The sequence below is a fragment of the Marinobacter adhaerens HP15 genome (genome assembly GCF_000166295.1).
Classification (GTDB): Bacteria; Pseudomonadota; Gammaproteobacteria; order Pseudomonadales; family Oleiphilaceae; genus Marinobacter; species Marinobacter adhaerens.
In genome coordinates, this window is record NC_017506.1 from 1,663,017 (window position 1) to 1,678,619 (window position 15,603).

The 15,603-nt window shown below is 52.8% G+C and carries 9 protein-coding genes; all 9 read left to right on the forward strand.

Annotated features, from left to right (window positions below; genetic code table 11):
* Positions 1 to 291: 291 nt before the first annotated feature.
* The 9 genes from HP15_RS07915 to HP15_RS22615 all read left to right on the forward strand — a co-directional run bounded on the left by HP15_RS07915 (position 292) and on the right by HP15_RS22615 (position 15,598).
* Positions 292 to 2,715 carry a type I restriction-modification system subunit M gene (locus HP15_RS07915; protein WP_014576968.1) on the forward strand — a complete coding sequence of 808 codons (2,424 nt, stop codon included), beginning with the start codon at positions 292 to 294 and terminating at the stop codon, positions 2,713 to 2,715.
* 6 nt (positions 2,716 to 2,721) lie between these two features.
* Entirely contained in the window at positions 2,722 to 4,005 is a 1,284-nt protein-coding gene (locus HP15_RS07920; RefSeq protein WP_014576969.1) for a restriction endonuclease subunit S, read from the forward strand.
* A 6-nt stretch (positions 4,006 to 4,011) separates the two neighbouring features.
* Positions 4,012 to 5,424, forward strand: coding sequence for a DUF262 domain-containing protein (locus tag HP15_RS07925; RefSeq protein ID WP_041645192.1), 1,413 nt, complete (start codon positions 4,012 to 4,014; stop codon positions 5,422 to 5,424).
* Positions 5,421 to 7,427: a DUF262 domain-containing protein gene (locus HP15_RS07930; protein ID WP_014576971.1), complete on the forward strand. Its 2,007-nt coding sequence runs from the start codon at positions 5,421 to 5,423 to the stop codon at positions 7,425 to 7,427. The genes HP15_RS07925 and HP15_RS07930 overlap by 4 nt, the downstream gene beginning before the upstream one ends.
* A complete protein-coding gene (locus HP15_RS07935) occupies positions 7,408 to 10,437 on the forward strand; it encodes a type I restriction endonuclease subunit R (RefSeq protein ID WP_014576972.1) in 3,030 nt (1,009 codons plus the stop codon). Before HP15_RS07930 ends, HP15_RS07935 begins: the two co-directional genes overlap by 20 nt.
* Positions 10,438 to 10,623: 186 nt before the next feature.
* The gene (locus HP15_RS07940) at positions 10,624 to 11,178 is read left to right on the forward strand and encodes a hypothetical protein (RefSeq protein ID WP_014576973.1); all 555 of its coding nucleotides are present in this window, start codon (positions 10,624 to 10,626) and stop codon (positions 11,176 to 11,178) included.
* 86 nt (positions 11,179 to 11,264) lie between these two features.
* A complete protein-coding gene (locus tag HP15_RS21675; protein ID WP_049784464.1) occupies positions 11,265 to 11,660 on the forward strand; it encodes an HIT family protein in 396 nt (131 codons plus the stop codon).
* On the forward strand, positions 11,618 to 12,964 hold the full coding sequence (locus HP15_RS07945) for a DUF3883 domain-containing protein (RefSeq protein ID WP_049784465.1): 1,347 nt from the start codon (positions 11,618 to 11,620) through the stop codon (positions 12,962 to 12,964). Before HP15_RS21675 ends, HP15_RS07945 begins: the two co-directional genes overlap by 43 nt.
* A gap of 183 nt (positions 12,965 to 13,147) precedes the next feature.
* Complete coding sequence (locus tag HP15_RS22615) at positions 13,148 to 15,598, forward strand: oxidoreductase (protein ID WP_014576975.1); 2,451 nt, start codon at positions 13,148 to 13,150, stop codon at positions 15,596 to 15,598.
* Positions 15,599 to 15,603: the final 5 nt, after the last annotated feature.

Below are 15,603 nucleotides of genomic sequence, written 5' to 3' on the forward strand. Positions count from 1 at the left end.
GTTCTATTACAAAAATGACGCAGCCTATCTAGTTGCCCCAAATGGTGAAGTGATCCGCGAACATATAGGACTTATGCCCAGCCAAACAATAGGAAGTAGAGATGAATGTTAGGCAAGCTTTGTGCCTACAGATTTGCTGCGGAATCTAAACTCCGAAAAGAGAATTTTGAGGGGGTGCCAATGGCTGAGAGCGATTGGTGGATTAATCAGGCCCTCTCGTGAGATAGCCGTAAACTCATTTTTATTCTGGCCTCGGGCCAAACGAACTAATCCAAGCACCAGGAAGTCTAAATGGATCACAGCGCACACAACAAACTTGTCTCCTTTATATGGAACATCGCCGACGACTGCCTGCGCGATGTGTATGTGCGGGGTAAATACCGCGATGTCATCCTGCCCATGGTAGTGCTGCGCCGTCTCGATACCCTGCTCATGCCGACTAAGGAGGCGGTGCTGGAAGAGGTGCGCTTCCAGAAAGAGGAAATGGACGCCACCGAGCTGGACCCGGCCCCGCTGAAGGCCGCATCCGGCTATGTGTTCTACAACGTCTCCAAGTGGACGCTCACCAGCCTGTACAACACCGCCACCAATAACCGGCAGATCCTGCTGGCCAACTTCGAGGAATACCTGAAGGGCTTCAGTCCCAACGTACAGGAAATCATCGAGTGCTTTGAGCTGAAGAGCAAAATCCAGCACATGGCCCACAAGGACGTGCTGCTGGATGTGGTGGAAAAATTCGTCTCGCCCAAAATTAACCTTACGCCCAAAGATGCTCTGGACCCGGACGGCTACAAGCTCCCCGGCCTCTCCAACCTGGGCATGGGCTATGTGTTTGAAGAGCTGATCCGCAAGTTCAACGAAGAAAACAACGAAGAGGCGGGGGAGCACTTTACCCCGCGGGAAGTGATCGAACTGATGACCCACCTGGTGTTCGATCCCATCAAGGACGACCTGCCGCTCACCCTGACCGTGTACGACCCGGCCTGCGGCAGCGGCGGCATGCTCACTGAATCCCAGAACTTCATTGAAGAGAAGTATCCCTCCGACAATCGGGATATCTACCTCTACGGCAAGGAAATCAACGACGAAACCTACGCCATCTGTAAATCCGACATGATGATCAAGGGCAACAACCCGGAAAACATCAAGGTCGGCTCCACCCTGTCCACCGATGAATTCGCCTCCGATCGTTTCGACTTCATGCTCTCCAACCCGCCCTACGGCAAAAGCTGGGCATCGGAGCAGAAGCACATCAAGGACGGCAGCGACGTCATCGACCCGCGCTTCAAGATCCAGCTCAAGGACTACTGGGGCAATGAAGAGGACTGCGACGCCACGCCGCGCTCCAGCGATGGCCAGTTGCTGTTCCTCATGGAAATGGTCAGCAAGATGAAAGACCCGGCCACGGGCTCAAAAGGCAGTCGCATTGCCTCGGTCCACAACGGCTCCAGCCTGTTCACCGGCGATGCCGGCGGAGGCGAAAGCAATATCCGCCGCTACCTGATCGAGAACGACTGGCTGGAGGCCATCGTCCAGCTACCCAACAACCTGTTCTACAACACCGGCATCACCACCTATATCTGGGTGCTGAACAACAACAAACCGGCAAACCGGCGTGGCAAGGTACAGCTGATCGATGCCAGCCTGCTGTACCGCAAGCTGCGCAAGAACCTGGGCAACAAAAACTGCGAATTCGCCCCCGACCATATCGAGCAAATCACCCGCACTTACCTGGACTGTACCGCCATCGAGCGGGAGCTGGACGCCAACAACGATCCCGTCGGCATCGCCAGCCAGGTGTTCCGCAACGAAGACTTCGGCTACCACAAGGTCACCATCGAACGCCCGGACCGCCGCAAGGCCCAGTTCTCCGAAGAGCGCATCGCCGGCCTGCGCTTCGACAAACAGATCAGCGAGGTCATGGAACATCTCTACGCCGAACACGGCGACAAGGTCTACGACAGCACCGGCCATGGCAAAGACAATAAGCAGAGCTTCCTGAAAAGCATCGAAAAGCCGGTCATGGCCTGGTGTGACGACAACGACATCAGCCTAAACACCAAAGCCAAAACCAAACTGCTGGACGTGAAGCGCTGGGCCAGTCTCAAGGCGATCTATGAAACTGCCCGCGAACTGATGGCCGCCATCGGCCAGGACGAGTTCGACGACTTCAACCAGTTTAAAAAGCAGGTGGATACCGAACTCAAGGCCAGAAAGCTCAAGCTTTCTGCTACCGAAAAGAACGCCATTCTTAATGCGATAAGCTGGTACGACGAAACCGCCGAAAAAGTGGTCAAGAAAGTGGTCAAGCTCAATGGCGACAAGCTGGACGAGCTGCTACACCGCTACGACTGCAGCGCTGAGCAGCTACCGGACTACGGCCTCTATCCCACCGGCAAGGCCAACGAATACATCACTTTTGAGTCCAGCTCAGACCTGCGCGATAGCGAATCCATTGCCCTATTGAAAGACGGGGAAAAGCAGGGCATTCACGGTTACTTCCTGGCAGAAGTGAAACCCCACGTGGAGGAGGCGTGGATCAACCTGGATTCCACCAAGATCGGCTACGAAATCAGCTTCAACAAATACTTCTACCGCCACAAACCGCTGCGCTCACTGGAAGAGGTGGCCCAGGACATTATCAGTCTGGAGCAGAAAGCTGAGGGGCTGATTGCACAGATCCTGGGTGTGGATGTTGAGCAGGTTCAGGGGTAGGTGGCTATGTTGAATGTTCATCAATTACACAAGTACGAAGCATATAAAGACTCAGGTGCTGACTGGCTTGGAATGATCCCAATAAATTGGACCTCGAAAAAGTTTAAGTATTTAGCGCGAGTTAAAAAGGGGAAGGTTCCAAAAAGAATTGTTTCAGAAAATAGATCAGGTCTCCCTCCATACTTAAGCATGGAGTATTTGAGGGGGGCGGAAGCCAATCAGTTTGTTGAGGATAGAGATGCTATTGTTGTCTCGGATGGCTCAATATTACTGCTGTGGGACGGTAGTAACGCAGGGGAGTTTGTCGTTGGAAGAGGAGGCGTAGTTTCATCTACATTAGCCGCCATTGACTTTTTTTCAGTAGATAGAAAGTTTGCCTGGTACGCCTGCCAGGTAACAGAAATAGAATTAAGGTCAACAACTGTTGGCATGGGTATACCGCACGTTGATGGTGAACAGCTGAAAAATTCATTTTTGGCAATTCCATCACTTGACGAACAGAGCCTAATCGCTAAATTCCTCGACAAAAAAACCACCCAAATCGACGAAGCCATTGCCATCAAAGAGCAGCAGATCGTCCTGCTGAAAGAGCGTAAGCAAATCATTATCCAAAAAGCCGTCACCCAGGGGCTTGATCCCACTGTGCCCATGAAACTTTCCGGCGTGGACTGGATTGGGGAGATTCCGAAGCATTGGGAGGTAGTGAGATTCAAAAATCTATTTTCGCAAAGCAGACTGCCAGTTCGTATTGGTGACGGTGTTGTCACTTCATATCGTGACGGGCAAGTCACGCTTCGAACAAATCGCCGGTTAGAAGGGTACACCGAAGCAATTATTGAAGGAGGTTATCAAGGTATTAGAAAGGGGCAGCTTGTTCTGAATTCAATGGACGCATTTGAAGGAGCTATTGGTGTGTCTGACTCTGATGGAAAGTGTACTCCCGAATATGTGATTTGTGACCCTAATAGAGGCGGAATATCTCAATACTATTTTGCCTATTTGCTTCGTGAAATGGCATTGGGAAAGTATATTCAGGTAATTTGTAACGCCGTTAGGCAGCGTGCAGTAAGAATACGATATAACAATTTGGCACCTAGGTTCATGGTGGTCCCACCGGAGAGCGAGCAGGAAGAAATTGTTAAATTTATCGAGTCAGAGAAGGTCAAGATAGGTGACGGGATTGATCACCTTCAGTCCCAAATCGAAAAACTGAAAGAATACAAAACCACCCTAATCAACAGCGCCGTCACAGGAAAAATCAAGATCACCCCCGACATGGTGGAGGCCTGATCCAGCATGACAGTTCAGGTCGCCACTTGCAGTGCTGCCCAGCTTTTCTCGGGGTGTTTGTTTCCAAGTCATTCCGCAGCATCGGATGCCATTGCCACCAGCGATGGTGCAACGGTGACCGGTGAACTGACCATCCCGGAATACCAGCGCCCCTATTGCTGGCAGGACAAGCAATTGCATGGCCTGTTGCTGGATATTGAATCCCATGTGGCCCGAAAAACTGATGGCAATGTCGAGTTGTCCTACTATCTGGGCAGCCTGATCCTGCATCAGGATAACGGCAAGCTGAATATCATCGACGGCCAGCAGCGCATTACCACCCTGGCGCTTATGGCCTGCCTGATCGATCCCGGGCTGCCGCTGGTGGAAGACCTGGTTTATGAACACCCCACCGGCCAGCAGCAGATCAAGCATAACCTCAAGTGGCTCCGTGATCGTCTGGATCGGGTGAGGAATTGGGTTGACTTCAACAAGCTGCAATTCACTCTGGTGATCACCCAGTCCGAAGACGATGCCTACCGCTTCTTTGAAACTCAGAATACCGGCGGGGTACGGCTGGGTGGGCCGGATATTATCAAGGCCCACCACCTGCGGGCGGTGGAGACACTGCATCAACCGCAGTTCGCCAGACAGTGGGAAGCCATGGGCTCGCTGGACAGCACTGTCAGTGCTTTGCTGAAAGGCCGCTACTGGCAGGGCGTGAAACCACGGGAGCTACCGTCTCACAATCAGCAGAAGCGGATTCGTGACTGTATTGTCTTGGAACTGGCACAGGAAACCGGTGAGGGCGACGACATTGCCTATGGCCGCATTCGCCGCCAAATCGGCCTGGCGGGCGACGTCAGCCAGCAGGCCGACCAGCAAGGCTACGAGGTGCGCCAGCCCCTGAACGCGGGCATCAACAGCATCCGCTACCTGGCCTACTTTCAGGCACTGCACAAACGCTACTGGCGGCAACCTGATTTACCGCACCTGGCAGGCTATCAGCAGTTTGTTGGGTGGCTAAAAGGGCTGGAGGGCTGTGGTTACCTGGAAAAACTCTATGAGGCCTGCCTGCTGCTCTATATCAGCCAGTTTGGTGAAAACCAGCTGGATCTGGCCGCCAGGAAGCTGTTCCGGGTTGTCTACGCCCGACGGGTCAGTAACCAAAAGTCCGTGCGTGAAAATTCCATTCCCGCCTTTATCAAGGAACAGCCTGTACTGGACTGGATCGCTGCCAGCTATACCCCAGACCAGGTTTTTGCCTTTCTGGACGCGTTCAAGCTGACGGTCGATCCCAGCAATCTGGACAAGAACAGTGTGAAGCGGCGTTTTGTGGAAAGGGTCTGCAAGGAATTCGGCCTGGACCTGGAGGCAGGGCAGTATGAAAAGGCGTTTGCCGCTGCTTTGAACCAAAAGATAACAGGAGTGCAGGGATGACCGCAGTGGCTGAGCATCAGGTCAACACAGAGGTATTGACCCTGAAGAATGTCAGCGACAAGGAAGTGGGGTTCGTAATCCCCAGCTACCAGCGCCCTTACGTATGGCGCGATGAGGATGTGATCAAGCTCTTTGATGATATCCGCGAAGCCTTTGTAACGGATGAACCCCAATACTTTATCGGCAGTGTGCTGTCTGCGGTGCGGGTTGAGGAAGGGACTCGGATTTATGAGTTAATTGATGGCCAGCAGCGCACGACCACTCTGATGTTGCTGTCCTTGGCCTTCAAGGCTGCTGAGGTGCAATCGGAACTGGCAGAAGCCTCCATTTTGGGTGACCAACCGAGGTTAAGCTTCGAGATCCGGGATGCTGTGCGCAACTTGTTGGGCAGCTATGCCGGCCTGGAGCGCATGACCCGCCCCGGCCCAGATGCTATCCAGAATGACGCCTACCTAACCCATCTGGATGCCAACCTGAGGGTGTTGAAGCAGCAAGTTGCTACGCTTCGAGAAGACAATGATTTCGATCTAGAAGCGTTTGCCGATTACGTGTACCGAAATGTGAGCTGGGTAAACAACATCGTCCCGGAAAGCATGGACCTGAATCGACTGTTCGCCAGCATGAATACGGCAGGCATCCAGCTTGAGCCAGTGGACCTGTTGAAGGCCAAACTGTTTCGCAAGATCACCACGGACAAAGCCCTTTACAGAGTCATCTGGCAGGCATGTGAGCACATGGAGAACTACTTTGAACGTAATCTCCGGCAGTTATTTCCCAATGCCAACTGGAATGCGATCGAGTACAAGGATCTTAAAGCCTATAAAGGCAAGATCATCGAAGGTAAGGCGGGCGAAACTGAGGACATTCAGGGCGAGGAGTCCGGAAAGACACTTTTACAACTGCTCGATGAAGTAAAGGCCGGTGACGAGCCCGATAACCTCACGCCAAAAATGGAAGAAGACACCCAGGAAGGAATCGAGGACGAAACCGTCTACTGTCGCTCTATCGTGGGCTTCGAGTTGTTATTGATCCATGCCCTGCGGGTTTTCTGTGTCCGAAATCAGTGGCCGGATATAGAGGCTCGAATTAAGGCCTCAAACCTGATGGCTTGCTTTGACTGCCTCCTCGAAAAGGATGAGTCCACAATAAAACAATTCGTCGAGCTTCTGTGGCAGGTGCGCTATCAGTTTGACACCTGGGTGATGAAATGGGCCGAGCATGATGATCAACCTGATCCACAACTGCGACTGACCAATATCAGCCGCTCTCAATCCAATGGCAAGTATTACATCAATCGTAGCGCTAAGGATTTGGGGAGCCTGGTACAACTCCAGGCAGTTCGTAATTTCACCGGTGACCGCTCGGCGCATTACTGGTTAACGGCGCTTCTCGCTCAGTTGGTAGAAAAACCTGAAATGGATTCTGAACAGGTATTGTATGTACTGGAGAAACTGGACAATCAGCTCTCGCTGACCACCGAAACTCAGAAAGAAGCCAGCTTCAAGATCGCCAGAGGAGAGTTCCCCGCTACCTTGGGATGGGCGTACATGGAGGCCCATCTCAATAGCGCCAAAGGCACCAGCTTCGAGCACTACTGGTTCCAGAAACTCGAATACCTGCTTTGGAAGCAGGGTGACCATAGCGATGAAAAGCTTAAGCGATATCGCATTACTTCAAAGAACTCCGTGGAGCATGTGCACCCTCAGAACGAAGAGTACAAAAATGCCATGCCAAAAGGATCTTTGGATGCTTTTGGTAATCTGGTGTTGCTGAGCCCGGGTGAAAACTCGTCCTACAGCAACCAAACCGTTGGCAAAAAAAGGGAAGATTTCAAGGATAAGCCCCGCTATGACTCATTGAAGCTCAAGGCCATTTTTGAGGTTTATGATGACGCTGGCGGGGAGTGGGGAGAAGAGCAAATCGCCTTACACCAGAAGCGCATGACCGCGTTGCTGGAAAATCATTACAGGCACGGAGGGGAACATGGTCAGCCAAACCAATGAGCAGGCGCTGGAAGCTGCCATCGAGAGGGCATTAACGGGCTTGACCACAGAAGCCGTGAAGCAGGCCGGCAAGGTAAAAGAAACACCGGCGGATGATCTGGTTGCCAATAATGGGTTCCAGCTGGGATTGCCTTACGATTTCAACGCACAGTACGCCATTGATGAGAAACTTTTCTGGCGCTTTCTAGAGCAGACTCAGGGCAAAGAACTGGCGAAACTAAAAAAGCACAATTCCACTGATTGGGATCGCAAGCTTTTGGAGCGTTACGACCGGCTCATCAAGAAGCACGGCATCCTGCACCTTCTGAAGAAGGGCCTGGCGGTAGACGATGCGCACTTCCACCTGATGTACCCGGCCCCGCTGGCGAGCAGTAGCGAAAAAGTAAAACAAAATTATGCCGCCAATATCTTCAGCTGCACCCGACAGGTTCGCTACTCTCTCGCCAATCCGCTTCAGGAAATCGACATGGTGTTGTTCCTGAATGGCATCCCGCTGGTGACGATGGAGCTGAAGAACGCCTGGACCGGACAGACCGCCCGTTACCATGGCCAGAAGCAGTATCGTGAGAATCGTGACACCAACCAGCCCCTACTGAATTTTGCGCGGTGTCTGGTTCACATGGCGGTAGATACGGATGAGGTCTACATGACCACCAAGCTGAACGGCAAATCGACGTTTTTCCTGCCGTTCAATAAGGGGCACAACCATGGTAAAGGGAATCCGCCAAACCCTCATGGACATAAGAGCAGTTACCTCTGGGAAGAGGTTTTCACCAAAGACAGCCTGGTGAACATCATCCAGCATTTCGTGCGACTGGATGGCAGCAGCAAGGACCCGCTGAGAAAGCGGACCCTGTTCTTCCCTCGTTATCACCAGATGGATGTGGTGCGAAAGCTTGTTGCCCATGCTGAGGACCACGGCGTGGGCCATACCTACCTGATCCAGCATTCCGCTGGTTCGGGCAAATCCAATTCCATTACCTGGGCGGCGTATCAGCTGATCGAGACGTATCCGAAGAACGACGCGGCGGCTGGCGGTAAGGACCAGGATCAGCCGCTGTTTGATTCCGTGATTGTCGTCACCGACCGGCGCCTGCTCGACAAACAGATTCGGGAGAACATCAAAGAATTCTCTGAGGTTAAGAACATTGTTGCCCCGGCCTTTAAATCATCAGAGCTGAAAAGTGCCCTTGAGAGCGGCAAGAAAATTATCATCACAACGATCCAGAAATTCCCGTTCATAGTGGAGGGGATTGAGGACCTGGGTGACAAGCGTTTCGCAGTCATCATCGACGAGGCACACAGCTCCCAGTCCGGCTCGGCCCACGACAATATGAACCGTGCTATGGGCCAGGAAGACGACGAGGATGAGCAGGACAAGATTCTAAAGGCTATGCGCTCGCGCAAGATGCGTGGGAACGCCTCCTACATGGCTTTCACGGCCACTCCCAAGAACACCACTTTCGAAAAGTTTGGCGAAAAGCAGGACGACGGCACTTTTCGGGAGTTCCACCTTTACTCGATGAAGCAGGCGATTGAGGAAGGTTTTATTCTCGATGTGTTGGCCAATTACACCACTTACAAGAGCTACTATGAGATTGAAAAATCCATAGCCGAAAACCCGCAATTCGACACCAAGAAAGCTCAGAAAAAGCTGCGGGCCTATGTAGAGAGCAGCCAGCAGACCATCAATACCAAAGCCGAGATCATGCTCGAACACTTCATCCCTCAGGTGGTGAACACTAAGAAGCTGAAGGGTAAGGCCAAGGGCATGGTGGTAACCCAGAACATTGAGACGGCCATCCGCTACCACCGGGCAATTTCGCGGATACTGGAAAAGAATGGCAACCCATTTAAAGCTCTTGTGGCGTTCTCAGGCACAAAGGAAGTGGACGGTATCGAGTATACCGAAGCCGATATCAACGGCTTCTCAGAGAATGACACCAAGGACAAGTTTGATACGGATGAGTATCGCCTTCTGGTAGTGGCCAACAAATACCTGACTGGCTTCGATCAGCCCAAGTTGTGCGCCATGTACGTGGACAAGAAGCTGGCCTCAGTGATGTGTGTGCAGACCTTGTCACGTCTGAACCGCGCAGCGCCTAAGCTGGGTAAAAAGACGGAAGACCTCTTCATTCTCGACTTCTTTAATACCACTGACGATATCAAAACCGCTTTTGATCCTTTCTACACCGCCACATCCCTTTCAGGCGCGACGGATGTGAACGTGCTCCATGAACTCAAGGATGCGATGGATGAGGTAGGCGTTTACGAGTGGCATGAAGTCGAAGATTTTGTGGCGCGTTATTTCGACGGAGAGGATGCGCAGAATCTTAGCCCAATCATCGATGTGGCGGCATCTCGCTTTGAGCATGAGCTGGAACTGGAAGACGATGACAAAGTCGATTTCAAGATAAAAGCGAAGCAGTACGTGAAGATCTACGGGCAGATGGCCGCAATCATGCCTTATGAAATCGTTGCCTGGGAGAAGCTCTTCTGGTTTCTGAAATTTCTGATTCCGAAATTAAAAGTCAAAGACCCGGACACAGATGCCATCGATGAGCTTTTGGAGTCTGTAGATCTTAGCTCATACGGCCTGCAACGAGTGAAACTGAATCACTCAATTTCGCTGGATGAAGAAGAGTCAGGTGTTGATCCTCAAAATCCCAATCCCCGTGGTGCTCTCGGAGACGGCCCGCAGGAAGATCCTCTGGACGAGATAGTGCGGACTTTTAATGAGCGCTGGTTCCAGGGATGGACTGCGACGCCTGAAGAGCAAAAGGTCAAGTTCGTGAACATTGCTGAGAGCATCAGGCAGCACCCCGATTTTGAGGCTAAGTACCAAAACAACCCTGATCCGCATAACCGTGAGCTGGCGTTCGAGAAAATGCTGAAAGAGGTGATGTTACGCCGCAGGAAAGATGAGTTGGAGCTTTATAAAATGTTTGCGGGGGATGCTGCATTCAAGACTGCTTGGATGCAGAGCATGCAGCGGATGGTTGATTACTGAGGCTTGTGGAAAGGGCTGCATCGTAATTCTGTTGTTTTGCAGTTGTCTTGGTTAACTCACTTCGCAGCAGGAAGTCCGGTCACCACATACCCAAAGGATTAGGCAAAGGAGCCATTATCAATGCCTTTACAGAACCGAGTCCTCCCTCAGGGTCTCATTGAACGACACAGTGCCAGAGGCACGTTCATGGGAAATCGGGGCGTTCTTCATGGCACTGACAAAAAACTCAAGCGATTGTTTAAAACTAAAGCTTGGATTATTTGTTTGCTGGAGTTCAAAGGTCGGAAACGGGAGTTGATGTCCCCGAATGCCTATACAGAACTTTTCTTTCTCGACGAGGTTACGGCTCTCGCGGCAGGCCATCGGCCCTGCGCAGAGTGTAGGCGTAGCCGCTACAACGAGTTCCGTAAGGCCTGGATGGAAGGGAATCAATGGGAGAGAAGTTCTGTTATCCGTGCACCGGAGATGGATGAAGTCTTGCACCGGGAGCGAATTGAGGGCGATAACAAAGTAACCTGGAACGGCCGGTTGCTGGATCTGCCCCACGGCACAATGTTTGAGTTTGATCAGAAGAGCTACGCTATTTGTGACGGCGACATTCTGGAGTGGAACTTTGACGGATATAGCAAAGCTGATCCGGTTACGTTTCCGGAGGAGGTTGATGTTTTGACTCCGCGTTCAGTGGTTAATGTTTTGTCTACTGAATTCAGACCGGAGTTTCATGTGAGCGCGGCATCGTAAATGCCAAGCTAAACCGAGGGATAGCGTTAGTGTTAATAGACTCAGAGTGCGCGCGTGCCTGGAACTCTTGGCTGGAAGCTTGAAATATGAAACAGGGCTGCCCTTTTTGCACCGTTGCTGAAACGCTTGATAAGGGCTCAATGCCGTCAAACGCATTGGCTCATATCCGCCTAGATGGCTTTCCGGTTTCTGAAGGCCATTTATTGGTCGTCCCCAATCGCCACGCCGCCGATTGGTTTGATCTTACAGCTGCTGAACAACAAGCGATCATGGAATTAGTCGGGCAAGGAAAGCAGTGGCTCGAAGAACGTTATCAGCCCGATGGCTACAATATCGGCATGAACTGTGGAACGGCGGCAGGGCAGACCGTTCTACACATGCATTGTCACCTGATCCCCAGGTATGCGGGCGATCAGCCAGACCCACGTGGTGGCGTACGATGGGTCATCCCGGAGAAAGCGGATTACTGGAGTGGCCGGTGAGTTTGCTTGATTACGAGAAGCGCTTCTCAACGCTCCGAGTGAACAGGGGTGCCGCTAATAAGAGCCCTCATAAAGTGGCCATGTTGCAGGCGGTGATGGATCTCGTTGAGTCGGGTGAAGTTGCAAATAATCGTTTCTATTTTGACGACAACCTTAGAAGTCACTTTACCAAGCGCTTTCAAGAACTGGCGTCTCCTTCGGATCGGAACAATCCCCACTTACCGTACTTCCATCTCCGAAGCGAAGGGTTTTGGCACCTCAAAGTTAGACCCGGTCAGCACGAGTCATATGCTCAACTTACAACGGCAACATCGCCGGGCGTCATTGACGCTCACATTGACCACGCATTTCTTGAAGATGAGCTGTTTGAGCTGATGGGTAACCAGATTGGCCGCGAGCTTCTGAGATCAGCTCTCCTGGTTAATCTTGATGACACGTCGATTCGTGAGCTCCTCAAACCTAAGCGTGGGGGCTGGGACTGGCTGGAGTGCGAGTTTCTAGTCAATGATTACGTAAAGATGTTGGAGAAAGAGCTCGCCGGGGCAAAATACAACAAGTCTGCACATCGCAGGGCTCTCCAACCCCGCCTGAATGGTCGCTCTGAGAGATCAATCGAGGACAAGCATCAAAATGTAAGTGCCGTGTTATTGGAACTAGGACTTCCATACATCCCTGGCTACAAACCTTATTTCAACTACCAGAAACAGCTCAAATCCGTGGTTCTGTCTTATCTTGCCGGCCATCAAAAGCTCGTTGCGCACTTACACGTGGTCGCGGATACCGTTGCCGAAGAGCCGGAATATTATGACCGAGGCTGGGATTCGGTGTTTGATCCGGAACCTCCAGAGCGCATCCCTAATGTCGATGAGATCCGTCCCAGTTATCTTGCCAAGCACATCGATTTCTCTGAACGTGAGCGTCGCAACCGTCAGTTGGGTGAGAGGGCGGAAGAATTCGTGCTTCGGATGGAGAAGCAGCGGCTCACTGCGCAAGGCAGGCCTGACCTGGCTGCGGAAGTTGAATGGTCGAGTAAAGACCGTGGCGACGGATTAGGTTTCGATATTCGGTCTTTTGACTCGAATGGGGATCAAGAGCGTTTCCTGGAGGTCAAGGCGACGAACTCAGGGAAATATTTGCCGTTTTTTATTAGCGAGAACGAGCGGGCATTTTCCAATGACTATTCAGACGCTTTTCGTTTGTATCGGGTCTACGAATTTACTACTGCTCCGAAATTTTTCATCTTGCCAGGGTCGATTGAGCAACATGTGCATTTGTTGCCGCAAAATTACAGAGCTCGGTTTTAATTCGAAATATTGCCAGTCGCCTTGTTCGAAGGTAGAAAACTCTAGCAGCCATGCGCTGATCCCAATAGACACGTCGCAGTGATAGTGCCTATCAGGCCAATAATAGTCCGTTACCTTTTTGCCGAAAGAAGGGTCAGAACCTTATATCACTGGGACAACACAATCTCCACGGGAAGTTCATTCATGCAAAACGTTCGCATCGCCATCGTTGGCGCCGGCCTGGCGGGTTTATATGCCGCTTATGTCCTGGAGAAAAAGGGCGTCAAAGACTATATCGTTCTTGAGGCGAGGGACGTTCTTGGTGGGCGTATTGCGTCTACGATCCACGCTGAGGGTCAACCTGATGTGTCGGGTGAGGGCTTCGATCTGGGGCCCGCCTGGTTCTGGCCTGCATTCCAGACCGATATGGCGCAGCTGGTGGATGAGCTCGGGTTAGAGACCTTTGAGCAATTTGAAACCGGCGATATGCTTCTGGAACGTTCATCCAATCAGCCTCCTGAGCGAACGGCCGGGTACGTCAACTCTCCACCTTCAATGCGAATCGCCGGTGGCATGTATTCGCTCATTGATGCGTTGTATCAGCGGCTTGATCCAGCGCGTGTTGTGACGGGCCAAACGGTTCGCAGCCTGCGCATTTCAGAGCCCTCTATCGAGCTACTGACCGAAGATGCTCAAAGCCAAAGTGTGAGCTACAGTGCGGACCATGTGTTGCTGGCAATGCCGCCCCGATTGGTTGAGTCTCAGCTAACGTTTTCGCCTGCCTTACCGGATGAACTTGCCAGGCAATGGCAGGCGACAGATACCTGGATGGCCCCTCACGCAAAATACATTGCCGTGTTTGATCAGCCTTTCTGGCGAGCGCAAGGGTTATCCGGTGAGGCTCGAAGTGCCGTTGGGCCCATGGTTGAGATTCATGATGCCTCCACTCAGGGAGGGAAGGCGGCCTTGTTTGGTTTCCTGGGTGAGCCTGCGGACGTGCGCCGTCGTGTTTCTGAGGAAGAGCTTATGACTGCGTGCCGCACACAGTTCGTGCGACTGTTTGGTGCGCAAGCGGAGAATCCAGAGGCGGAATTTATCAAGGACTGGGCTAAAGAGATTTACACCGCGACCCATACAGATGAAAGATCCTCTGGCAATCACCCTACACCTGCCTTGTCGCCGAGCTCAGGTGCATGGGCTGACCGATTAACCGGCATTGGCAGTGAGTGGTCTCGTGAGTTTACGGGCTATCTCGCCGGCGCTATTGATGCAGTAAATCGCGGTTTAGAACACAAAAACTCAAACCATCAGGATGATGCCATGCCCGAATCACCGCTTGCCCAACCTCTGAAGCTCCCTTGCGGAGCAGTCCTGCCGAACCGACTTGCCAAGGCTGCCATGACCGAGGGGCTGGCAGACAATCAGCTACACGCCACCCACCGCCATGAAACCCTCTATGGTCGCTGGTCCGATGGCGGGGCGGGGCTGTTGATTACTGGCAACGTGATGATTGATCACCGGGTGCTGGAGCGGCCGGGTAACGTGGCGATTGATCCAGCGCCGGCTGAAGGCGAGCCGGAGGGTATGGCCCAGTTGCGTGCCTGGGCTGAAGCCGGCACCCGCAACGGCAACCATTTGTGGATGCAGATTTCCCATGCTGGTCGCCAGTCGCCGCGTTACGTGACCACGCGCCCGATGGGGCCGTCGGAAGTCCAGCTATCGCTGATGGGCAACTATGCCCGCCCACGGGCGCTTTCGGAGCCGGAGATCCTCGACTTTATCCAGCGCTTTGCCAATGTGGCCCGGATCGCCAAAGAGGCGGGCTTCACCGGCGTTCAGGTGCACGGGGCCCATGGGTATCTGTTGTCGTCTTTTCTGTCTCCGGTGACCAACCAGCGCACCGATCGCTGGGGTGGATCGCTGGAGAACCGCGCCCGTTTCCTGCTCGAGGTGGTGCGGGCAACACGCGCCGCTGTGGGGCCGGAGTTTCCGGTGGCGGTAAAGCTGAATTCTGATGATTTCCGCAAGGGCGGTTTTACGCTTGATGAGTCCGTGAAGGTGGTGCGCTGGCTCAATGAGGAGGGTATTGATCTGCTGGAGGTTTCTGGCGGCACTTATGAGCAGCCGCGGCTGCTTGGCTACAGCGGTGATGCCGACACGGCAAGCGATGGGCCGGCCATGCGGGAAAGCACTCGCAAGCGGGAGGCTTACTTCCTGGATTACGCCCAGACGATTCGCGAGGTGTGCGATTGCCCGCTGATGGTCACCGGTGGATTCCGGACGCGCGCGTTTATGGAAGAGGCAGTCGCCAATGGCGAAACTGACGTGATTGGCCTTGGCCGGCCGCTCTGCACGGATCCCGATACCCCCAAGGATCTGCTTGAAGGGCGCATTGATAAGACGGTTTGCCACGAAGACCACATCAAGCTGGCTCAACGAGGGTTTTTCTCGCCGGCGAGTCCGCTGATGCCGCTTAAAGTCATTAACGTGTTGGGCGGCCAGGCGTGGTACTACCAGCAGATTTTCCGGCTGGCGGATGATGGTAAAGCTGATCCGGACCTGGGTATTTTCAAGGCCATTGGGGCTTACTTGAAGGACGAAATGGGCCAGGCCCGGCGGGTGAAAAAGGCCCGCCGCCAGAACGGCGGGACCTGAGAACA